Genomic DNA, 21,106 nt, shown 5'->3' with positions numbered 1-21,106 from the left:
GTGAGGCGGGGGCCGGACACCCCATAAGAATGGATGTTCGATTTTTGTGTCAAGCGCATCGCCCGGCGTGCCGCCCGAGCGGTGAGGCCGCCCGCCGGGGGGCGGCCTCACCGGGCGGCCGGTCCGGAGCCCACCCCGGTCCACGAGGACCGGGCATCGGGGACCGGGCCGTCAAGGGCCGGACCGGTGATACCCCGGGGCGCAGGAAATCCCGAGAGCTTTGTCAGTGCCCCCCTCTACTCTGAAGCTCGTTCGTGATCTGTGAGGGGGGACCTCGCGATCGCCCGTTTCCAAGACCCCGGCTCGCGGAACCGTCCGAGCCGGTCAGCGCGTAATCGCGAGGTGATGCGGCATGACATCCACGACATCCACGACCGAAGCGGCACAGGGCCCGCCCGAGTCCAGCAGCTTCCAGGTCGACCTGCGGGGCCTGGTCGATCTGCTCTCCCACCATCTGTACTCCAGCCCCCGGGTCTACGTCCGTGAGCTGCTGCAGAACGCCGTGGACGCGGTCACCGCGCGCCGGGCCGCCGACCCCGGGTGCCCGGACCGGATCCGGCTCTCCGCCGAAGCGGGCCGGGTCTCTGTCGAGGACAGCGGGATCGGTCTGACCGCCGACGAGGTCCACACCCTGCTCGCCACCATCGGGCGCAGCTCCAAGCGCGGCGGCGAGCACGGTCTGGAGTCCGCCCGCCGTGAGTTCCTCGGCCAGTTCGGCATCGGGCTGCTCGCCTGCTTCGTCGTGGCCCGTGAGATCCGTGTCGTCACCCGCTCCGCGCGTACTCCCGGCGCGGCCCCCGTGGAGTGGCTGGCCCGGGACGACGGCTCGTACACCGTGCGTACGCTGCCCGACGAGGCCCGCCCCGCCCCCGGCACCACCGTCTTCCTGGAGCCGCGCCCCGGTTCCGGGGAGTGGCTGGCCCCGGCCCGGGTGGAGGAGCTGGCGCGCGACTTCGGCTCCCTCCTGCCGTACGACATCGTCTTCGCGGACGGCAGCGGGGCGGAGCGTCCGGTGACCGACCGGCCCGCCGTCTGGGACCGCGACCACCCCACTCCGTCGGCCCGCCGGGAGGCGCTCGCCGCACACTGCGCGGCGCTGTTCGGCTTCACCCCGCTCGACACGATCGACTTCGACCTGCCGGTCGCCGGGGTCCGCGGCGTCGCCTATGTGCTCCCCGACCCCGCCAGCCCCGCGCACCGCGGCGGACACCGCGCCTACCTCAAGGGCATGCTGCTCACCGACCGGGCGGACAATCTGCTGCCGGAGTGGGCCTTCTTCGTCCGGGCCGTGGTCGACACCGACGCGCTGCGCCCCACCGCGTCCCGTGAGAGCCTCTACGACGACGAGACGCTGGACGCCGTCCGCGACGCCCTCGGCTCCGCCGTCCGCCGATGGCTGGCGGAGCTGGCCGCGGGCGATCCGCAGCGGCTCGCCGCCTTCCTGAGCGTCCACCACCTCGGGGTGAAGTCCCTGGCGCGGCACGATCCGGAGCTGTTCGGGCTGATGCTGCCGTGGCTGCCGTTCGAGACCAGCGACGGCCGCCTCGGTCTGGAGGAGTTCGCCGCGGCGCACGGGGAGATCCACTTCACCCGTACGGTGGAGGAGTTCCGCCAGATCGCCCCCATCGCCGCCGCCCACGGCCTGGGCGTGGTCAACGCCGGATACACGTACGACGCGGATCTGCTCGCCCTGCTGCCCACCGTGCGCCCCGCGGTGAAGGTCACCGAACTCGACGCCGGCGCCGTCACCGAGCGCCTCGACCCGGTGCCCACCGAGGCCGAACTGGCGCTGGCCGGCTTCCTCTCCACCGCCCGTGCCAGGCTCGACGCGGAGGGGTGCGATGTGGCGCTGCGTGCCTTCCAGCCCGTGACGGTGCCCGCGCTCTACCTCGACGACCGGCAGGCGCGCCACGAGCGGGACCGGGCCGCCGCCGAGGCGAACGCCGACTCCCTGTGGAACGACATCCTCGGTTCCCTGCGCGGATCGGCACCCCGCGCCCGTCTGGTGCTGAACCACAACAACCCGCTGATCCGCCGGATCGCCGCGCTGCCCGATCCGGAGCTGACCGCCACCGCCGTCGAGTCGCTCTACGGGCAGGCGCTGCTGATGTCCCAGCGTCCCCTGCGGCCCGCCGACTCCACCCTGCTCAACCGGGCCTTCCTCGGGCTCCTGGAATGGGCGACCCACCCCGCCACGGGCGGTTCCGCCCAGGAAGGCCGCTGATGAGCACGATGACCGCCGAGGAGATCCGCCTGGGTCTCTTCGAGAACTCCGACGCGCCGTACGGCCCCGCCCGCACCGCCCGTGCCGAGGCCCTCGGCGCCGCAGCAGAGGCCTCCGGGGACAGCGTCCTGTTCCGCCAGTCCCTCATGGGGCTGATCGACGCCTATGAGCACAGCGCCGAGCGCACCAGGATCCTGGTGCCCTTCGCCCGGCTCCTCCAGGAGTACGACCGGGATCCGGCGGCCTTCACCTCGTGGGAGGTCCACAGCCTGTTCTGGCGGTTCAAGTGGGTGACCGGCGGCATCCTCGACTCTCCGGACATCCCGCTGGCGGCTGTGGAGCGCTGGCTCACCGATATGGAGCGGCGCTACCGGCTCGCGGGCCACAGCGAGCGGGCGGTGCGCCAGGCCGAGCAGCTGCTCGCCGAGGCGATCGGGGACCAGGAGCGCACGGATCGCGCCTTCGCCGCCTGGCTGGCCGCCGGCCGCGACTCCATGAGCGACTGCCATGCCTGCGAGCTGAACGACCAGGGTCGCTATCGGGCCGTCCGAGGGGACGACGCCGGGGCGATACGGCTCTGGGGGCCGGTCCTGGCGGGCGACGAGGACTGCCTGGAGGAACCGCACCGGGTCCTCGCGCACTCTCTGCTGCCGCTGCTCCGCCTCGGCCGGGCCGACGAGGCACGGGCCAACCATCTCCGCGGCTACCGCATGGCCCGGGGCAACGAGAGCCTGCTCCGCTCCATCGGCGCGCACATCGAGTTCTGCGCCCTGACCGGCAACGAGTCCCGCGGTCTCGAAATCCTCGCCGAGCACGCCGGGCATCTCGGCGCCCTCGTCGACGTCGACGCCCAGCTCGACTTCGACGGCGGCATCCTGGTCCTGCTGCGCCGGCTGAAGGACACCGGCCACGGCGACCGGCCCACGGTGCCCCACGAGGGCGCGGTGCGGACCGCGGCCGAACTGTACGACCTGCTGTACGCGGACGCCGCCGCGATCGCCGCACGATTCGACGCGCGCAACGGCAACTCGCTGAAGTCGGACCGGTTCGCGGAGCGGATAGCCCGGCAGCCGCTGGCCGACGTGCTGCCGCTCGGGGTGCGCAGCCCGGCGCTGCCCGCCCCGGCGGCCCCGGACCGCGTTACCGCGGCCCCGGCAGGGGGTGACGGTGCCGCGCCCTCCTTCGCCGACCTCGTCGAGCGGGCGCGTACGGCCCGCCGCCGGGGGCATCCGTCCGCCCGCGCCCTGTGGACGGACGTGGCCCGCCGGGCCGGTGCGGACACCGCGGCGGATCCGGAGCTGGCCGCCGATCTGCTGGAGTTCGGAGCCTGGAGCGCGTACGAGGACGGAGCCGCGGATGCCGCGGAGCGCTTCGCCCGCGCCGCCGCCGCACAGCGCGAGGCCGGATCACCGAGCCGGGCCGCGTACGCGGATCTGGCGGCCGCGGGCAGCGCCGCCCGGGCCGGTGCCCCGGCTTCGGAGATCACGGAGCGGCTGGCGGCGGCCGTCCGGTCGGCCGCGGATCTCGACGCTTCGGACCCGATGCGTGAGCGCCGGACCGCCCTGGCGGGGCTCGCCGCGCTGCGCCTGGAATCGTTGCTGCGCCACCGGGAGCAGCACACCTCCGAAGACGGATCCGGGGAAGGCGCCGAGCAGGTCGACACCGTTCTCCGGGAGCAGCTCGATGCCTTTGTGGCTGACCGGAGCAAGGACCGGGCCGTCGCGGCCCCGGGTGGCACGACGGACGTCCTGGCGCAGGCGGAGCTGTTCCTCGCGCAGGTGCTGCTGCCGGCCGGGGAGCAGGATCGGGCCGTAGAGCTGCTGGCGTCGTCGGCGGAGCATTTCCTGGCGGCCGGGCGGCCTTGGGAGGCGGCCCGGCCGCTGGAGCTCCGGGCGCGGGTGGTCGCGGCGGGCGGGGACCCGGAGGCGGCCGAGGCCGACGTCAGGGCCGCGCTCGCCCACTCCGCCGAGGTTGTCGAGCCCGATGTACTGGGTTCCGTGCGGCTGACGCTGTCCGAGGTCCTGATGGAGCGGGAGGGTGCCGCGGCGGAGGCGGCGGAGCACGCCCTCGGCGCCGCCCACTGGTTCGACCGGGCGGGGCTCTCCACCGGCCCCGGGGCGCGGGCGAGGCTGCTGCTCGCCCGTGCGTACGCCGATACGGACCGGCCTGCCGAGGCCGCCGAGGTGCTGCACTCGGCCCTCCCCGATCTGGTGGAGACGTACGGCGGGGCCGGTGGCGAGGAGGTGGTACGGGCCCGGCGGCTGCTGGGGAGCCTGCTCAGCCAACTGGATGATCCCCGGGGCGCGGCGGAGCAGTATCTGCTGGCCGCCGAGGGCACTACCGCGTGGGAGGACCCCCGGCCGCAGGCGAGCCTGGCCCATTCGGCGGCCGAATGTCTCGGCGAGGCGGAGCTGACCGACGAAGCGAAGGCGGCCTATATGCGGGCGCTGGAGCTGTGGCGCCGGGCGGGGGACTGTGTGGTCTCCGAAGTGCGGGTGCTCCGTTCCCTGGCGTGGCTCGGCCTGCGGTACGACTCGCCTCCGGAGGAGTACGAGCGGGCCCGGAGGTTCATGGGCGAGGCGCTTGCCCTGGTCCAGGACTCCGAGGCCGCCGAGCTGCGGTACGAGTGGGCGGAGACCTGCTCTCAGCTGGCGCGGCTGCTGGACGCGGAGACACCGGACGACGGGGAGGAGCGTTCCGTGGCGCCCGCTGCCGCCGGAGAGGTGCCGACCGTGCCGGACCGGGACATCACCCTGCTCGACCGGGCGGCGGGGCTCTTCTCGGAGTTCGGGGCGGCCGCGCGCCACGACCGCTTCAACGTCCTGGCCCGGGCGGCGTGGACGGAGTACAACCGGAACCGGGTGGATACGGCGAAGGCCCGGATGACGGCGCTGGTGACGGAGCTGGAGGAGGCGGAGCGGGAGGGCGAAGAGACCGCAGAACTGCTGGAGCAGGCTCGCGAGATGCTCGACGAGATGGAATAGCCGATCCGGCACCGGGGTACTGGTGGGCGGCCGTGAACCGCCCACCCGGCTGCGGACCGGAGGCCCGCCGCAGGCCCCGGCCGCAGACCGCTCGGCGGCCGTGTCCGTCCGGCCGGACGGAGCCGTCGGTGGCCGGTCGGCATTTCGGTCGGTCGGTCGACAGCGGGCCGGGGTCCTTCGGCGGTTGGCCGTATCCGCTGCCGGGCGGTGAACACGACGTCCGGACCGGACCGGGCCCGTCCCCTGCCCACGGGGTTACGGCCCCGGCCGAGGGCCCGGGGGCCCGGTCGGGGCATGACTCCGACGCCCCGACCCGGCCGTCGAGGCGGCCCGGGCGCGACACCGGGGCCGGGCCCGGGGGCGGTCAGTCGGCGGTGCTCAGGCCGCCGTTCGGCTCGGCCGTCTCCGGCCGGTCCCGGCGCACCGCCACGGCCGGCCGGAACCGCCGCAGCAGCTGTCTGCGCCGCCGGCGGTGGCCCTGCACCCGGGCGTCGTCGGCCACCGTGTACCGCTTCACATAGGCCCCGAGGAACGCCTGGAGGGTGGCGACGGCCGGAATCGCGATCAGCGCGCCCACGGCACCCATCAGCGCCGTACCCGCTATGACCGAACCGAAGGCCACGGCGGGGTGGATGTCAACGGTCTTGGAGGTCAGCTTCGGCTGGAGGACGTAGTTCTCGAACTGCTGGTACACCACGACGAACCCGAGCACCCACACCGCGTACCAGGGGTTCACGGTGAACGCGAGCAGCATCGGGAGCGCCCCGGCCAGATACGTACCGATCGTCGGGATGAACTGGGACACCAGTCCGACCCAGATCGCCAGTGCCGGAGCGTAGGGCACCCCGAGGATCTCCAGCAGGACGAAGTGCGCGACGCCCGAGATGAGGGCCATCAGTCCGCGGGAGTACAGATAGCCCCCGGTCTTGTCGACGGCGATCTCCCAGGCGCGCAGCACCTCGGCCTGCTTGGCCGGGGGCAGTACGGAGCAGAGTGCCCGGCGCAGCCGCGGTCCGTCGGCGGCGAAGTAGAACGAGAAGAGGAAGATCGTCAGCAGTTTGAACAGCCCGCCGAGGACCGTGGCGGAGACGTCGAGTACACCGCTGGCGCTGTTCTGCACGTACTGCTGCAACCAGTCCGACTTCAGGACGCTGTCCTGCACCTCGACCCGGGACAGCTCGGTCTTGAAGGTGCTGTTGATCCAGTTGATCACCGAGTCGAGGTATTTGGGGAACTCGTCGACCATGGCCAGTATCTGGTCGGCCAGCATCGACCCGAGCATGACGACGAATCCGACGACGGAGATCAGGATCCCGAAGAACACCAGGAAGGTGGCGACCCCGCGCCGCATCCCGCGCGCCGCCATCCGCCCGACGGCGGGCTCGATGGCGAGGGCGAGGAAGAAGGCGATCAGGATGTTCAGCAGGAGCCCGATGAGCTGGTGAAAGGCCCAGACCCCGAGCTGGAAGCAGGCGTAGAGCGCCAGGGCGAGCACCATCGCGCGCGGCAGCCAGCGAGGCATCCGGGCAGGGCCGAGGCCGCCGCCGACCGCGGAGGGGGGCGGCGGGCCGGGCGGGGTCACGGACCGGGCGGGCCCGCCGTCGGCCGGGGTGTCCGCCCCGGGCGCGGGCGCGTCGACGGCGACCCCGCCGGACCGGGGCGGTCCGCCGCCCCCTATGCCTTCGGCAAGGGGAGGACTTCCGGCCGCCGGGCCCTGCGCGGGCACGGACAGCCGCCCGGACCGGCCGCCGTCCGGCTCGCCGGAGCTGCGGGAACTCCGTCTGCCACGATCGGCACGGTCCTCACCGGCACGGTCCGGGGAGCCGTCGTGTTCGTTGTCGTCGCGCTTGTCACTCGTCGGGGCCACCGGCCCAGTGTCGCGCACAAGTGGCCCGGCCGGGGACCCGCCCCGTTGGCCTGTGGATAAACCCTGATGGCCGGTGGGAGAGGAGTGGACGGCAGGCCCGGCGGGCTGCGCTCAGCGCCGGTCGGCCGGGACGTCGACGGCCGCGCAGACCGCGCGCCACACGTCCTTGGCCTCCCAGCCCGCGTCGAGCGCCTGGTGGACGGTCCGCCCGCCCAGCTCGGACATCACATGGTCCCGTGCGAAGGAGTCGGCGTACGCCGCACCGAAGTGGTCCGCCATCCGCTCCCAGAAAATCGTCAACCGCATGACGCCAGTATCCCGCGCAGGGGGTGCGCCCCGGCCCTCTCGCCGCCCCCGGAACCTTTCGGCTCTACGGTCGGACCATGGCCGAACCCGAGGAAACCCGTGAGGAAGGACCCGAGGTGGCCGCCGAGCAGGCGGCGGGCCCCGGGAAGAACGCCGCGGAGGCATTCGCCGAAGGGTCAGGGGATCCGTCCGGAAACCGGTTCCGGGCCGGTGAACGGGAGGGGCCGGACGGGTCCCCACCGCCGTCCTCGTCGCCGCTGGCACGCGCCGAACACTTCATCTGGCTCACCGCCCGCGTCCTGGAGCAGCGCCGTTTCGCGTACCACTTCCTGGGCGGCGGCGCCGATGGCGTCGACGCCGCCCTCTCCCCGTACCTCAACGAGGACGGCGGCTACGGCCACGCCCTCGAACCGGATCTGCGGGGCCCGGTGAGCCAGCCGCTGCACACCGCTCATGCGCTGCGCGTCCTGGACTCCATCGGACGCTGCGGCGGACTGCGCGCGGAGCGGCTGTGCCGCTATCTGACGGGGGTGTCGACCCCGGAGGGCGCGCTGCCCGCCGTCCACCCGTCCCAGCGCGGCTATCCGGCCGCGCCTTTCGTCCCGATCACCGACGATCCGCCCGGATCCCTGCTGACCACCGGCCCCGTCGTGGGGCTGCTCCACCGCAACGAGGTGTGGCATGCGTGGCTTTTCCGGGCGACGGACTTCTGCTGGTCCGTGGTCGAGTCGCTGGAGGCCTCGCATCCGTACGAGGTGGAGGCGGCGGTCGCCTTCCTGCACGGGGTTCCGGACCGGGCACGGGCCCGGAGGGCCGCCGACCGGCTGGGACGGCTGGTACGGGAGCAGGGGCTCGTGGTCCTCGACCCGGATCGGTCGGACGAGCATCCCGTGTCCCCCGGCTATGCCCCGGGGGAGCACCACTTCGCGTACGACTACGCCCGGGTGCCGGAATCGCCGGCCCGGCACTGGTTCACGGACGAGGAGATCGCACGGTCCCTCGACCATCTCGCCGCCGCGCAGCGCGAGGACGGCGGCTGGCCGGTGAACTGGCGGCAGTGGGCTCCGGGGACATCGCTGGAGGCGCGCCCCCTGGTGACCATCGAGGCGCTGCGGACCCTGCGGGCGTACGGCCGGTCCATCGGCTGAGCGGCGGGGCCGCCGGGGCAGGGGGCTCGGCGCGGCCCCCGGCGCGACCGGTCGACGGCTCGGACGCGTCCCGGCCGCGACAACTCGACCGGTCGGGCCGCCCGCCCGTCGGTTCGCCGAGCCGCCGGATCGTCGGATCGGTGAGTCGGCGGGTCGGTGGGTCGGCAGGTCGGTGGGTCGGTGAGCCGGCGGCCCGGTCGTGGGTCAGCCACCGATCGCCCGGATGCCCGCGGTGACCAGCACGGCCGCGGCAACCACCACGAGGAAGGGGGCGCGCAGCACCAGGGCGACGGCGGCGACCGCCAGCCCGGCGGCGCGGGCGTCGACCACCAGGGAGCCCGCCGTGCTGAAGGTCTGCTGGGCCGTGAGCGCGGCCAGCAGCGCGACGGGCACCAGAGCGGCGAGCCGCCGCACCAGAGGACGTTCCAGCACCTCGGCCGGTATCAGCAGGCCCAGCAGTTTCACCGCGTAACAGCCGACCGCGGTCACCGCGATCGCGATCCAGACGCTCATCGTCCCTCCTCCGCGGACCGCTGTCCGCCGTCGGTACCGCCATCGCCACGTCCCTTGTGCACGCCCTCGGACCCCGCACCGTGTCGTGCGGTACGGGTGTCCGCGGCGTCCTCGCCACGCGGACCGGCGCCGGGTATCGCGGTACGGGTGTCCATGGCGTCCGCCGTCGCCCGGCCGGAGGTGCGGCCCTTGAGCCACAGCACGGCGGGCGCGGCGAGCGCCGCCACCAGGACCGGCACCCCGGCAGGCAGCAGCGGCAGGAATCCGAGTCCGAGGAGGACCGCGAGCCCGGCCACGGCCCGTTCGGTGGCGGTACGGAGCATGGGGGCGAGCAGGGCGAGGAAGACGGCCGGTCCGGCCGCGTCCAGCCCCCAGGCATTGGTGTCGCCGATGGCCTCGGCGCCGATCGCGCCGAGGAAGGTCGTGAGGTTCCACAGGACGTACAGCGTCAGTCCGGTCACGGTGAAACCGAGGCGTACGGAACGTCTCGTCGGCTGGGCAAGCGCGACGGCCGTGGTCTCGTCGATCACCCAGTGGGCGGCGAACGGCCGCACGGCGCGGGGCAGGGCGAGCAGCTGCGACAGGCGCAGCCCGTAGAAGGCGTTGCGGATGCCGAGGAAGAAGGCCCCGGCGGCGGCCGTGAACGGGTTTCCGCCCGCCGCCAACGCCCCCACCAGGGCGAACTGGGACGCACCGGTGAAAACCAGCAGGCTCAGGGCACAGGTTTGGAGCAGGCTGAGGCCGGAGCCCGCGGCCGTGACACCGAACGCGAAGCCGGAGAGCCCGACCGCGACGCCCACCCCGAGGGCATCGCGTACGACGGCCGCGTCGGGCTTGGCGCCGGGGCCGTCCGCCGCGGCGGACGCACGACCGGTCCCGGCCCCCGGAGCACGACCGGTGCCGGAGCCCGGAGCACGACCGGTGCCGGAGCCCGGCGCGCGGCCGGCCCCGGCCCCCGGAGCGCGGTCGTCGCCGGTTACCGGAGCGCCACCGCCCCCGGAGCCCGGGGCGCGGTCGTGGCCGGCTCCCCGGGCGGGTCCGGCGGGTGGGCTGCTCTCCGGCGGGTCGGCCGGGACGGTCTGTTCTGCCATGGCAGGGACGGTACGCGGCCCGGCGCCCGCCGGTCTCGCGCGTTTCCGGCGCCCGGCCGCTGGGCCCGCCACCTGCGGGTACCGTGCCCCGCCCGGGGACGGGCACCGGATCCGCCCGGTTGAGCGGAGTTCCGGCCTCCGCCGCCCCGGCGGGTACCGGAGCAACGTACTCCGGAAGCCGGCGCCGACATGACGGAAGTCACCCGCCGCGGCGCCGGTCCACGGCCCGCCCCGGAGCGCATCCGGCCCTTGCGACAGGGCTCCGGCCCCGCTCCGGCCCGTCCGGCGGACCCGTCCCGCCCGATTGTCAGTGGCGGGGTGCACGATGGGGGGCATGGCCGGGAATGCGCTCGACTCGTTCTCCCCCGCGACCCGCGGCTGGTTCGCGGGCGCCTTCAGCGCGCCCACCGCGGCGCAGGAAGGCGCCTGGCGGGCGATCGGCGAGGGGTCGGACGTGCTCGTGGTCGCGCCGACGGGTTCGGGAAAGACGCTGGCCGCCTTCCTCGCCGCCCTCGACGGGCTGACGTCGGCTCCGCCGCCCGCCGACCCGAAGGCGCGCTGCCGGGTGCTCTACGTCTCCCCGCTCAAAGCCCTCGCGGTCGATGTGGAGCGCAATCTGCGCAGCCCGCTGACCGGGATCCGCCAGGAGGCGGTGCGCCTCGGACTGCCGGAGCCGGAGGTGCGGGTCGGAATCCGGTCGGGCGACACCCCGGCCGCCGAGCGCCGGTCGCTGGCCACCCGGCCCCCGGACATCCTCATCACCACGCCCGAATCCCTGTTCCTGATGCTGACCTCGGCGGCCCGCGATGCCCTCGCCGGGGTCGAGACGGTCATCCTGGACGAGGTCCACGCCGTCGCGGGCACCAAGCGGGGCGCCCATCTCGCCCTGTCCCTCGAACGGCTCGACGAGCTGCTGCCCCGGCCCGCCCGCCGGATCGGCCTGTCGGCGACCGTCCGGCCTGTGGACGAGGTGGCCCGCTATCTGTCGCCGCAGCGGCGGGTGGAGATCGTCCAGCCCCCGTCGGACAAGGAGTTCGACCTCTCGGTGGTGGTTCCCGTGGAGGATCTGGGCGAGCTGGGCGGTGCCCCGGCCGCCGAGGCGTCCGGGGGGCCGGGAGGCGGCGACGGGCCGTCCGTCTGGCCCCATCTGGAGGAGCGGATCGCGGATCTCGTCCAGGCGCACCGTTCGACGATCGTCTTCGCGAACTCCCGGCGGCTCGCCGAGCGGCTGTGCAACCGGCTCAACGAGATCGCGTACGAGCGGGCCGTGGGCGAGCGGCTGCCCGAGGGCGCCCCGCCAGCCGAGATCATGGCCCAGTCCGGCGCGGCGCGCGGTGCGCCGGCGCTGCTGGCCCGGGCGCACCACGGTTCGGTCTCCAAGGAGCAGCGGGCACTGGTCGAGGAGGATCTGAAGGCCGGCCGGCTGCCTGCCGTGGTGGCGACGTCCAGCCTGGAGCTGGGCATCGACATGGGCTCGGTGGATCTCGTCGTCCAGGTCGAGTCCCCGCCGTCCGTGGCCTCCGGGCTCCAGCGCGTCGGCCGGGCCGGACACCAGGTGGGCGCGGTCTCCCGCGGCGTGGTCTTCCCGAAGTACCGGGGCGATCTGGTCCAGTCGGCGGTGGTCACGGAACGCATGCGGTCCGGGGCCATCGAGTCGCTGCGGATTCCCGCCAACCCGCTGGACGTCCTCGCCCAGCAGCTCGTCGCGATCGTCGCCCTCGACGTCCGGCAGGTGGACGATCTGCTGGCGCTGGTCCGCCGGGCCGCGCCCTTCGCCGCCCTGCCCGAGTCGGCCTTCACCGCGGTGCTGGACATGCTCGCCGGGCGCTATCCCTCGGACGCCTTCGCCGAGCTGCGGCCGCGCGTGGTGTGGGACCGCATCGCGGGCACGGTGACCGGTCGTCCCGGTGCCCAGCGTCTCGCCGTCACCTCCGGCGGCACCATTCCCGACCGCGGACTGTTCGGCGTCTTCCTCGCCGGTTCGGCCGGGGAGAAGGGCGGCGGGGGCCGGCGGGTCGGCGAGCTGGACGAGGAGATGGTGTACGAGTCCCGGGTCGGCGACGTCTTCACCCTGGGCACCACCTCCTGGCGCATCGAGGACATCACCCGGGACCGGGTCCTGGTGACCCCGGCCCCCGGGGTGCCGGGCCGGCTGCCCTTCTGGAAGGGCGACCAGCTGGGAAGGCCCCTGGAGCTGGGCCGCGCGGTGGGCGCCTTCCTGCGGGAGGTGGGTGCCCTGGAGCCGGAGGACGGCAGACTGCGGCTGCTGGCCGCCGGTCTGGACGCCTGGGCGGCGGACAACCTCCTGGCCTATCTCGACGAGCAACGCCGCGCCTGCGGGCATGTCCCCGACGACCGGACGATCCTGGTGGAACGCTTCCGGGACGAGCTGGGCGACTGGCGCGTGGTGATCCACTCGCCGTTCGGTGCCCAGGTCCATGCGCCGTGGGCGCTGGCGATCGGTGCCCGGCTGGCCGAGCGTTACGGTATCGACGCCCAGGTCATGCATGCCGACGACGGCATCGTGCTGCGGCTGCCGGATGCCGATCTGATGGGCCTCGACCTGCTGGACCAGGACCCCTCGGGACCCGATCCGGTCTTCGATGACGGGCAGGCGCCCGTCGGCGCGGCGGACGCGGTCTTCGACCGCGGCGAGATCGGCGGGATCGTCACCGGCCAGGTCGGTGGTTCGGCGCTGTTCGCCTCCCGGTTCCGCGAGTGCGCCGCCCGGGCCCTGCTGCTGCCTCGGCGCAGCCCCGGCAAGCGCACCCCGCTGTGGCAGCAGCGGCAGCGCGCAGCGCAACTGCTGCAGGTGGCCGCCGAGTTCGGCTCTTTCCCGATCGTCCTCGAAGCCGTCCGGGAGTGCCTCCAGGACGTGTTCGACGTGCCGGGCCTGACGGAACTGATGGGCGATATCGAGGCCCGCCGGGTCCGGATGGTGGAGGTCACCACCACCGAGCCGTCCCCCTTCGCCCGTTCCCTCCTCTTCGGTTACGTCGCCCAGTTCCTCTACGAGGGGGACTCGCCGCTCGCGGAGCGCCGGGCCGCCGCCCTCTCCCTCGACTCACGGCTCCTCTCCGAACTGCTCGGCCAGGCGGAGCTGCGGGAGCTGCTCGACCCCGATGTCCTGGCCGAGCTGGAGCGCGAACTCCAGTGGCTGACCGAGGACCGCCGGGTGAAGGACGAGGAAGGCGTGGCGGATCTGCTGCGGCTGCTGGGGCCGCTGACCACCGCCGAACTGGTGGAGCGGGGGGCGGAGCCCGCGTGGGCGGAGGGTCTGGCCGCCGCCCGCCGGGCGATCCGGGTCAGAATCGCCGGGGCGGAGCACTGGGCTGCCGTCGAGGACTCCGGTCGGCTGCGGGACGCCCTCGGCACGGCCCTCCCGGTCGGTGTTCCGGAAGCCTTCACCGAACCGGTCAAGGACCCGCTGGGCGATCTGCTCGCCCGCTACGCCCGCACGCACGGGCCGTTCACCTCGGCCCGTGCCGCCGCCCGCTTCGGTCTGGGTACTGCCGTCACGAAAGGGACGCTGCACCGGCTCGCCGCGTCCGGCCGGATCGTCCTGGGCGAATTCCACCCCGCCCCGGCGGAGCCGGACTCCCCGGCCGGCGGACAGGAGTGGTGCGACGCGACGGTGCTGCGGCGGCTGCGGCGCCGCTCCCTGGCCGCCCTCCGGCACGAGCTGGAGCCCGTACCGCCCGCCGCGCTCGGAGACTTCCTCCCCCGCTGGCAGCACATCGGCGGCCGGGACCTGCGCGGCATCGACGGGCTGGCCCGCGCGATCGAGCAGTTGCAGGGCGCCGCCGTGCCCGCCTCCGCTCTGGAGAAGCTGATCCTGCCGTCCCGGGTCCACGGCTATGCCCCCGCCCTGCTCGACGAGCTGACGACCACGGGTGAGGTGGTCTGGGCGGGCGCGGGGGCCCTGCCCGGCAAGGACGGCTGGGTCTCCCTCTACCTCGCCGACGCGGCTCCACTGCTGCTGCCCCCGCCCCATCCGCTGGAGGAGACCGCGCTCCATGCGTCGGTGCTGGCCGCCCTCGCCCCGGGATACGGCCTGTTCTTCCGCCGGATCGCCGACCAGGTGCGGGCCACGACCCATCCGGAAGCCACCGATCCGGAGCTGGCGGACGCGGTCTGGGAGCTGGCCTGGTCGGGGCGGCTGACCAATGACACCCTCGCGCCGCTGCGCTCCCTGCTCGGCTCGGGCCGTACCGCGGGGGCGACCGCGCACCGGGCCCGGCGGGCCGTCCCCCGCGGCAGATACGGCGCGCTGACGGCGGGCGCCCGGCCGGTATCGCGCGGCGGTCCGCCGACGGTGAGCGGCCGCTGGTCGCTGCTGCCGTCCCCCGAGCCCGACCCCACGCACCGGGCCCACGCCCTGGCCCGGACCCTGCTCGACCGGCACGGGGTGGTGACCCGGGGCGCGGTGGCGGCGGAGGGCGTCGAGGGCGGCTTCTCCGCGGCATATCGCGTGCTGTCGGCCTTCGAGGACCGCGGGCAGGCCCGCCGGGGATATGTGGTCGAGGGGCTGGGAGCGGCCCAGTTCGCGATGGACGGCGCGGTCGACCGGCTGCGGGCCACGGCCGGGGCCCGGGAGCGGTCGGCGGGGCAGGAGGCCCCGCAGGCCGTGCTGCTGGCCGCGGCGGACCCCGCCAACGCCTACGGTGCCGCCCTGTCCTGGCCCGATCCGCCCGACGGGGCGGGCCATAAACCGGGACGGAAAGCGGGGTCCCTGGTGGTCCTCGTCGACGGCGACCCTGCGCTCTATCTGGAGCGCGGCGGCAAAACGCTGCTGGCCTGGCCCGACCCCGAATCCCCCGCGTTCACCGCCGCCGCCGCGGCGCTCGCCGAAGCGGCCCGTGCGGGCACCCTCGGCACGATCACGGTGGAACGCGCCAACGGCACCCCGGCCCTCACCTCCCCCATCGGCCGGGCCCTGGAAGCCGCGGGCTTCCACGCGACCCCGCGGGGACTGCGCCTCAGACCCTGACCGGCCCGGCTCGGATCCTGACCGGCCCCGTCTCGGACCCCGACCGCTCCCGGGCGCGCCACGGGACGGCCCCGGGCCGCGAGCTGTCCGCGGAGTGGCGCCGTCCGCCCGGAGGACGGGGCCCCGCGGCGCGCCCGGCCCTGCGGCCGGGGAAGTACTCGGGAAATCCCGACCACGCCGGGGCGCTCCCCCTCCGGGGCACCACCCGGGAAACCCCGAACCCTCGACCGTGCCCCAAGGGCCCCGAAGGACTCAGGGGGAAACTGCGCGTGCCGAGCGTCGCGGGCCGGGTGGGATCTGTCGGACACGGCCGCAGGACCGCCGGGACGGCAGGCTTGCGGTGCCCCGGCGGCGTAGGGCCCCGGGCACCGTACGGTACGGGGCCCGGGGACGCCCGCCCGGCGGTACGGTCCGGCCGCGCCCGCCCGGCAGCTCCCGCCGCCGCCCCTCGGCACGGGCCCGCGCACCCCTTTCGCGCATGATGGAACCATGCCCGAAGGAGACACCGTCTGGCTGACCGCGCGACGGCTGAACGACGCCCTCGCCGGGCAGGTGCTGACCCGGTTCGATCTGCGGGTGCCCCGGTTCGCCACGGCCGATGCGACCGGGCGGTCCGTGCTGGAGGTCACCCCGCGGGGCAAGCATCTGCTGACCCGTATCGACGGCGGACTGACGCTCCACTCCCATCTGCGGATGGACGGCTCCTGGCGCGTCTTCGCCGCCGGCGAGCGGTGGACCGGCGGCCCGGCCCATCAGATCCGGGCGGTCCTCGGCAACCGGGAGCGGACCGCGGTCGGCTACCGTCTGCCGGTGCTGGAGCTGCTGCCGACCTCCGAGGAGGAACGGATCACGGCCCGGCTGGGCCCCGACCTCCTCGGCCCCGACTGGGACGCCGACACCGCGGTGGCGCGGCTGCGGGCCGATCCCGCCCGCAGCATCGGCGAGGCCCTGCTCGACCAGCGCAACCTCGCGGGAATCGGCAATGTGTACCGCTGCGAGCTGGCGTTCCTGGCCCGGGTCACCCCCTGGCTGCCGGTCGGTGACCTCTCCGCGGAGACGGTTGGGCGTCTGGTCGCCACCGCGCACCGGCTGCTGATGGCCAACCGGGACACCTTCGAGCGCCGCACGGTCCCCGGCACCGGCCGCCGCCGTCCGCTCCTCTATGTGTACGGCCGCCCCGGCGCCCCCTGCCTGCGCTGCGGCGGGCCCATCGCCACCACGTCCCGGAGAGGTCCGGCCCCGACGGCCGCCTCCGGCGACGAACGGGTCACCTACTGGTGCCCCGGCTGCCAGCGCGGCCCCGGTCCCGGCCCCGGTCAGCATAGTTGACGTACCGTCAGATCCGGCCGTACGGTCCGGGCATGCCTTTCACGGCGTACGACCTCACCGGCCGCTCCGCGCTGATCACCGGCTCGGACGCGCCGGCCTTCACCACCGGCCGGATCATCCGCCCCAACGGGGGTGCCACCATGCCCTGGTGACCCTCCCCACCCACCGGTTCAGCGCCGCCCGGCCGACGCACCCCGCCGGGGCCCGCGGTGGGGCGTGACATGCACGGGGAGCAGGCCCAGCCCCCAGCCGCCCGCCGCGATGACGCCCTCCAGCAACCCGGTCCGCTCCGGGACCAGTGCCAGCCTGAGCACCGCCCACCACCACAGGGCACCACCCGCCAGCCCGGCCAGTACGAGTCCGAAGACGGCCACGGGCCGGGTGGTCCACCGGTGTCGCACCACGGCAGTCTCCCTCCGGACCTCACGACCGACCACGCCGTCACGCCGTCACGCCGTCACGCCGTCACGCCGTCACGCCGTCACGCCCGAAACGAACGCCGCGATGCCGCGATGCTGCGGCGACGTGACGTCACAACGGCATCACCGTGGACGGCGCGGACACCACCGCAGGGGCACCGGAACGCCCGGCTCCCCCGTACCGCGCGGGATCACCCGCTCTCGGCCTGGAACATCCACGCATGCTTTTCAAGATCGGCGGTCAGCCCGATGATGATGTCCTGACTGACCGGGTCCGGGTCCCCGGTCACGCCGATCCGCTCCCGCATCCGTGCGATCACCGCGCCCAGCGCGTCCACCATGATGCGTACCGCGTCGGTGTCCTTGACCCAGCCCTCGGGGATCCCGCCGATCGCGCTCTGCACGGCCACGGTCGAGGCCCGCCCGTCCGGCGGCACCCCGATCGCGGAGCACCGCTCCGCCACGGTGTCGGAGTGCAGCCGCGCCGTGTCGACGACCTCGTCGAGCTGGAGGTGGACGGACCGGAAGCGCGGGCCCATGACATTCCAGTGGACCTGCTTGGCCACCAGCCCGAGGTCCACGAGATCCACCAGCGCCCCCTGGAGTGCCGTCCCCACGCTCTTGAGGTCGGCGTCGGACAGCGGGCTCTTCACAACAGACATGTGTCCTCCACTCGGTCACCGTCCCTCCCACCATGACATAGCACCCGGGAGGGAACATTTCGACGAGTGGCGCCTGCCCCGCGGACCCGGCGGGAAACCCCACGGCGAAAATCCCGGCGGACGGCCCCGGACAGCAGAAACCCCGGCACCGAGCACCCTTCACGGGGGTACGCAGTACCGGGGCCGAGCCCATGACGGCGGGCCGTCCGGCGCAGCCGATGCCGGGAGCGCCGGAATCACCTCCGCGGGCAGGGCCCGCGGAACCGGCCGACTGCCGCCGGATCAGGCCGCGACGACGTCGACGGCTTCCGCCGGAGCCTTGATGGTCACCCGCTCGGTCGGCACACCCGCCACCGACGTCACGGAGACGGAATTCAGCATCGGGCGCACCGGTGCGGGCACCGGCTCGGCCGCCGCCGACCGTGCCAGCTCGGCGAGCGAGAGTTCGTCGCTCACTTCCCGCATGAGTTCGGACATCCGTACGTCCAGCGCGTCGCAGATCGCGGAGAGCAGCTCGGAGGAAGCCTCCTTCTGCCCCCGCTCCACCTCGGAGAGATAGCCGAGCGAAACTCGGGCGGACGAGGAGACTTCGCGCAGAGTACGGCCCTGGCGCTGGCGCTGCCGACGCAGCACGTCACCCAGCAGGCGACGGAGCAGAATCATCGGTGGCTCCCTCCTCGGACCGCGTAGCCGCATCCTTCACGCCCCACCGTACCGCCTCGCGCTGCGGCCGTGCGGGGAGCGATGACGTGTTCACTCAGGGCTGCAAACATCAATTCCCCCCGTTCTGTTCCGTATCCTGTGCCCGCGCATTTCCGTGCAGTTCGCCGACGAGCAGCTCCAGCACGCTCCGTACACTCTCTCTACGGATTTCCGCCCGGCTGCCGTTCAATCGCAGCGCAGTCACTTTCTCACTTCCGTCCGGTCCCGAAACAGCCACGAAGACCGTCCCGGCCGGCTGCCCGTCCTGCGGTCCCGGCCCGGCGACCCCGGTCGTGGCGATGCCCCAGTCCGACCCCAGCGCGGCCCGTACGCCCGCCGCCATCTGCCGTGCGACCTCGGAATCCACCGGGCCGCGCTGCGCCAGAAGGGTCGCACCGACTCCGAGGAGCGCCCCCTTCAGATCCGTGGCGTACGCCGTGACGGAGCCCCGGAAGGAGCGTGAGGAGCCGGGTACGGCCGTCAGCTCGGCGGCCACCAGCCCACCCGTGAGGGATTCCGCGACCGCCAGCGTCTGATCACGCTCCGCGAGCAGCTCAAGGGCTCGGCGCGCGGCCGCATCGGCCGTCATCGCGGGTCCGGGCCCGCACCGCGCTCCTTGGCCAGCCCCCTGCGGCGCAGGGAGATCGCCTGGCGCACGTAATCCAGACCGGTGACCACGGTCAGCACGACGGCCACCGCCATCACCCAGAAGCGGAGGGTGGCCAGGGGGCCGGTGAGCGCCAGAACGTACATGCCGACGGCCGTGCCCTGGGCCAGGGTTTTCATCTTTCCGCCGCGACTGGCCGGAATCACTCCGTGGCGGATCACCCAGAACCGCATCAGGGTGATCCCCAGCTCGCGGAAGAGGATCACGCCGGTGACCCACCAGGGCAGATCGCCGAGGGCGGAGAGGCTGATCAGCCCCGCGGCCATGATCGCCTTGTCGGCGATCGGGTCGGCGATCTTGCCGAAGTCGGTGACCAGGTTGTACGTCCGGGCCAGATGACCGTCGAAGATGTCGGTGATCATGGCGACGGCGAAGGCCGCCCAGGCCCAGGCGCGCCAGACCGGGTCGTATCCGCCGTCCTGGAGCAGCAGCACCACGAACGCCGGGACGAGTACCAGCCGCAGCATGGTCAGCAGGTTGGCGATATTCCAGAGGCTGGCCTGGTTGACGGCCGCAGCGCCCAGCTTTCCGCCGGGCGGCGTCGGCCGGCCGGGCCGACCGCCCCCCGCGGACGCCGGCACTCCGGTCATCTGCCCGCCTCCTCGCCGGCGGCGCGCCGACCGCCGTCCGCCGAGAAGGGGCGGGCACCGAGCCCGGTGGCGCCGGAGATCAGGGCGTCGAGGGCGGAGGTCCCCCCGGCGGCCGTCGCCGTCGCCGGGGCGGGTCCCGGCTCGCCGGGCAGACCCGTGTACTCGGCGACCAGGTCGACGCCCTCGGTGGCGACGGCCTTGGCCAGCACCATCCGGCCGGGCGCGAGCCCCTCGGCGGAGGTGAACACGATCTGTCCGTCGGTCTCGGGCGCCTGGTGCGCGGCCCGTCCGACGGCGGCGGTGCCCTCGTCGAGTCCGTCGCCGGTGCCGTCCGCGACGGACTCGACGAGGACCTCCAGGGTCTCCCCGAGCCGTTCGTCGGCGCGCTGGGCGGTCAGTTCCTCGGCGAGCCGGGAGAGATGCGCCAGCCGCTCGGCGACGGTGTCCTCGTCGAGCTTGTTCTCATAAGCAGCGGCCTCGGTGCCGTCCTCGTCGGAGTAGCCGAAGACGCCGATGGCGTCGAGCCGGGCGTGGGTGAGGAAACGCTCCAGCTCGGCGAAGTCCGCCTCGGTCTCGCCGGGGAAGCCGACGATGAAGTTGGAGCGCACTCCGGCCTGCGGGGCTCTGGTACGGATGGTCTCCAGCAGCTCCAGGAAGCGTTCGGTGTCACCGAAGCGGCGCATCGCGCGCAGCACGCCGGGGGCGGAGTGCTGGAAGGACAGATCGAAGTAGGGCGCGATCTTGGGCGTAGCGGTGAGGACGTCGATCAGGCCGGGCCGCATCTCGGCGGGCTGGAGGTAGCTGACCCGTACACGTTCAATACCGTCGACGGCCGCCAGCTCGGGCAGCAGCGTCTCCAGGAGCCGGATATCGCCGAGGTCCTTGCCGTAGGAGGTGTTGTTCTCGGAGACCAGCATGATCTCCTTGACGCCCTGCTCGGCCAGCCAGCGGGTCTCGCCGAGGACGTCGGCGGGGCGCCGCGAGATGAAGGAGCCGCGGAAGGAGGGGATGGCGCAGAAAGTACAGCGCCGGTCGCAGCCGGATGCCAGCTTCACGGAGGCCACCGGGCTGCTGCCGAGCCTGCGGCGCAGGGGGGCGCGCGGTCCGGATTCGGGTGCGAGCCCCGCCGGGAGGTCCACGGGGGCGCCGTGCCCGGGGAGGGCCACATCGGTGGCGGACTGGCGTTCGGCGGGGCTCAGGGGCAGCAGCTTGCGCCGGTCGCGCGGGGTGTGCGCGGCGTGGATGCCGCCGCTGAGGATGGTCTGGAGCCGGTCGGAGATATCGGCGTAGTCGTCGAAGCCGAGGACGCCGTCGGCCTCCGGGAGGGCGTCGGCCAGCTCCTTGCCGTACCGCTCGGCCATGCAGCCGACCGCTACCACGGCCTGGGTGCGGCCGTGGTCCTTGAGGTCGTTGGCTTCCAGCAGGGCGTCGACGGAGTCCTTCTTGGCGGCCTCGACGAAGCCGCAGGTGTTGACCACGGCGACATCGGCATCGGAGGCGTTGTCGACCAGATCCCAGCCGTCCGCTGCCAGACGGCCTGCTAGCTCCTCCGAGTCCACCTCGTTACGGGCGCAGCCAAGAGTGACAAGGGCGACGGTACGGCGTTCGGGCATG

14 protein-coding genes and 1 pseudogene are annotated in these 21,106 nt (G+C 73.9%); 5 read left to right on the top strand and 10 right to left on the bottom strand.

Going from position 1 to position 21,106, the window contains the following annotated elements:
• Window positions 1–352: 352 nt before the first annotated feature.
• The gene (locus ACIQ9E_RS00120; protein ID WP_403699482.1) at window positions 353–2,224 is read left to right on the top strand and encodes an HSP90 family protein; all 1,872 of its coding nucleotides are present in this window, start codon (window positions 353–355) and stop codon (window positions 2,222–2,224) included.
• Complete coding sequence (locus ACIQ9E_RS00115; protein ID WP_403699479.1) at window positions 2,224–5,208, top strand: tetratricopeptide repeat protein; 2,985 nt, start codon at window positions 2,224–2,226, stop codon at window positions 5,206–5,208. Before ACIQ9E_RS00120 ends, ACIQ9E_RS00115 begins: the two co-directional genes overlap by 1 nt.
• Before the next feature lie 364 nt (window positions 5,209–5,572).
• Here ACIQ9E_RS00115 and ACIQ9E_RS00110 read toward each other — a convergent pair whose 3' ends face one another.
• Both ACIQ9E_RS00110 and ACIQ9E_RS00105 read right to left on the bottom strand, forming a co-directional pair.
• On the bottom strand, window positions 5,573–6,730 hold the full coding sequence (locus ACIQ9E_RS00110; protein WP_403701236.1) for an AI-2E family transporter: 1,158 nt from the start codon (window positions 6,728–6,730) through the stop codon (window positions 5,573–5,575).
• Window positions 6,731–7,186: 456 nt separating this feature from the next.
• Window positions 7,187–7,381, bottom strand: coding sequence for a DUF3046 domain-containing protein (locus ACIQ9E_RS00105; protein ID WP_040913910.1), 195 nt, complete (start codon window positions 7,379–7,381; stop codon window positions 7,187–7,189).
• Between the two features lie 77 nt (window positions 7,382–7,458).
• Between ACIQ9E_RS00105 and ACIQ9E_RS00100 the strand changes: the two genes are divergently transcribed.
• Window positions 7,459–8,529: a hypothetical protein gene (locus ACIQ9E_RS00100; protein ID WP_403699476.1), complete on the top strand. Its 1,071-nt coding sequence runs from the start codon at window positions 7,459–7,461 to the stop codon at window positions 8,527–8,529.
• A 204-nt stretch (window positions 8,530–8,733) separates the two neighbouring features.
• Here the strand turns inward: ACIQ9E_RS00100 and ACIQ9E_RS00095 are convergent, their stop codons facing one another.
• Window positions 8,734–9,042: an AzlD domain-containing protein gene (locus tag ACIQ9E_RS00095; protein WP_403699473.1), complete on the bottom strand. Its 309-nt coding sequence runs from the start codon at window positions 9,040–9,042 to the stop codon at window positions 8,734–8,736.
• On the bottom strand, window positions 9,039–10,133 hold the full coding sequence (locus ACIQ9E_RS00090) for an AzlC family ABC transporter permease (RefSeq protein WP_403699471.1): 1,095 nt from the start codon (window positions 10,131–10,133) through the stop codon (window positions 9,039–9,041). The genes ACIQ9E_RS00095 and ACIQ9E_RS00090 overlap by 4 nt, the downstream gene beginning before the upstream one ends.
• 334 nt (window positions 10,134–10,467) lie before the next feature.
• Between ACIQ9E_RS00090 and ACIQ9E_RS00085 the strand changes: the two genes are divergently transcribed.
• Both ACIQ9E_RS00085 and ACIQ9E_RS00080 read left to right on the top strand, forming a co-directional pair.
• Window positions 10,468–15,123 carry an ATP-dependent helicase gene (locus ACIQ9E_RS00085; protein WP_403699468.1) on the top strand — a complete coding sequence of 1,552 codons (4,656 nt, stop codon included), beginning with the start codon at window positions 10,468–10,470 and terminating at the stop codon, window positions 15,121–15,123.
• 489 nt (window positions 15,124–15,612) lie between these two features.
• The gene (locus tag ACIQ9E_RS00080; RefSeq protein ID WP_403699465.1) at window positions 15,613–16,452 is read left to right on the top strand and encodes a DNA-formamidopyrimidine glycosylase family protein; all 840 of its coding nucleotides are present in this window, start codon (window positions 15,613–15,615) and stop codon (window positions 16,450–16,452) included.
• A gap of 170 nt (window positions 16,453–16,622) precedes the next feature.
• Here ACIQ9E_RS00080 and ACIQ9E_RS00075 read toward each other — a convergent pair whose 3' ends face one another.
• From ACIQ9E_RS00075 to rimO, 6 genes and pseudogenes are all read right to left on the bottom strand, one after another.
• Window positions 16,623–16,856: a hypothetical protein gene (locus ACIQ9E_RS00075; protein ID WP_403699462.1), complete on the bottom strand. Its 234-nt coding sequence runs from the start codon at window positions 16,854–16,856 to the stop codon at window positions 16,623–16,625.
• Between the two features lie 206 nt (window positions 16,857–17,062).
• Window positions 17,063–17,533, bottom strand: coding sequence for a Dps family protein (locus tag ACIQ9E_RS00070; RefSeq protein ID WP_403699459.1), 471 nt, complete (start codon window positions 17,531–17,533; stop codon window positions 17,063–17,065).
• Window positions 17,534–17,815: 282 nt separating this feature from the next.
• Window positions 17,816–18,196, bottom strand: coding sequence for a helix-turn-helix domain-containing protein (locus tag ACIQ9E_RS00065; protein ID WP_006346196.1), 381 nt, complete (start codon window positions 18,194–18,196; stop codon window positions 17,816–17,818).
• 109 nt (window positions 18,197–18,305) lie between these two features.
• Window positions 18,306–18,824 (bottom strand): CinA family protein, encoded by a 519-nt coding sequence (locus ACIQ9E_RS00060; RefSeq protein WP_403699455.1) that lies wholly within the window; start codon window positions 18,822–18,824, stop codon window positions 18,306–18,308.
• On the bottom strand, window positions 18,821–19,492 hold the full coding sequence (pgsA, locus tag ACIQ9E_RS00055; RefSeq protein WP_403699452.1) for a CDP-diacylglycerol--glycerol-3-phosphate 3-phosphatidyltransferase: 672 nt from the start codon (window positions 19,490–19,492) through the stop codon (window positions 18,821–18,823). Before pgsA ends, ACIQ9E_RS00060 begins: the two co-directional genes overlap by 4 nt.
• Before the next feature lie 158 nt (window positions 19,493–19,650).
• A pseudogene (rimO, locus tag ACIQ9E_RS00050) lies at window positions 19,651–21,105 on the bottom strand (30S ribosomal protein S12 methylthiotransferase RimO); the annotation flags it as partial.
• Window position 21,106 lies beyond the last annotated feature (1 nt).

Origin of the sequence: Streptomyces sp. NPDC094448 (assembly GCF_044763775.1) — a bacterium.
Taxonomy (GTDB): domain Bacteria; phylum Actinomycetota; class Actinomycetes; order Streptomycetales; family Streptomycetaceae; genus Streptomyces.
Note: the sequence above shows the minus strand (reverse complement) of the source record. Positions and strands in the feature narration are given on the sequence as shown.

What these genes read in the sequence shown, in the direction of transcription:
- ACIQ9E_RS00120 (WP_403699482.1), top strand. Translation starts at nt 353, where the DNA reads ATGACATCCACGACATCCACGACCGAAGCGGCACAGGGCCCGCCCGAG.
- ACIQ9E_RS00115 (WP_403699479.1), top strand. Translation starts at nt 2,224, where the DNA reads ATGAGCACGATGACCGCCGAGGAGATCCGCCTGGGTCTCTTCGAGAAC.
- ACIQ9E_RS00110 (WP_403701236.1), bottom strand. Translation starts at nt 6,730, where the DNA reads ATGCCTCGCTGGCTGCCGCGCGCGATGGTGCTCGCCCTGGCGCTCTAC.
- ACIQ9E_RS00105 (WP_040913910.1), bottom strand. Translation starts at nt 7,381, where the DNA reads ATGCGGTTGACGATTTTCTGGGAGCGGATGGCGGACCACTTCGGTGCG.
- ACIQ9E_RS00100 (WP_403699476.1), top strand. Translation starts at nt 7,459, where the DNA reads ATGGCCGAACCCGAGGAAACCCGTGAGGAAGGACCCGAGGTGGCCGCC.
- ACIQ9E_RS00095 (WP_403699473.1), bottom strand. Translation starts at nt 9,042, where the DNA reads ATGAGCGTCTGGATCGCGATCGCGGTGACCGCGGTCGGCTGTTACGCG.
- ACIQ9E_RS00090 (WP_403699471.1), bottom strand. Translation starts at nt 10,133, where the DNA reads ATGGCAGAACAGACCGTCCCGGCCGACCCGCCGGAGAGCAGCCCACCC.
- ACIQ9E_RS00085 (WP_403699468.1), top strand. Translation starts at nt 10,468, where the DNA reads ATGGCCGGGAATGCGCTCGACTCGTTCTCCCCCGCGACCCGCGGCTGG.
- ACIQ9E_RS00080 (WP_403699465.1), top strand. Translation starts at nt 15,613, where the DNA reads ATGCCCGAAGGAGACACCGTCTGGCTGACCGCGCGACGGCTGAACGAC.
- ACIQ9E_RS00070 (WP_403699459.1), bottom strand. Translation starts at nt 17,533, where the DNA reads ATGTCTGTTGTGAAGAGCCCGCTGTCCGACGCCGACCTCAAGAGCGTG.
- ACIQ9E_RS00065 (WP_006346196.1), bottom strand. Translation starts at nt 18,196, where the DNA reads ATGATTCTGCTCCGTCGCCTGCTGGGTGACGTGCTGCGTCGGCAGCGC.
- ACIQ9E_RS00060 (WP_403699455.1), bottom strand. Translation starts at nt 18,824, where the DNA reads ATGACGGCCGATGCGGCCGCGCGCCGAGCCCTTGAGCTGCTCGCGGAG.
- pgsA (WP_403699452.1), bottom strand. Translation starts at nt 19,492, where the DNA reads ATGACCGGAGTGCCGGCGTCCGCGGGGGGCGGTCGGCCCGGCCGGCCG.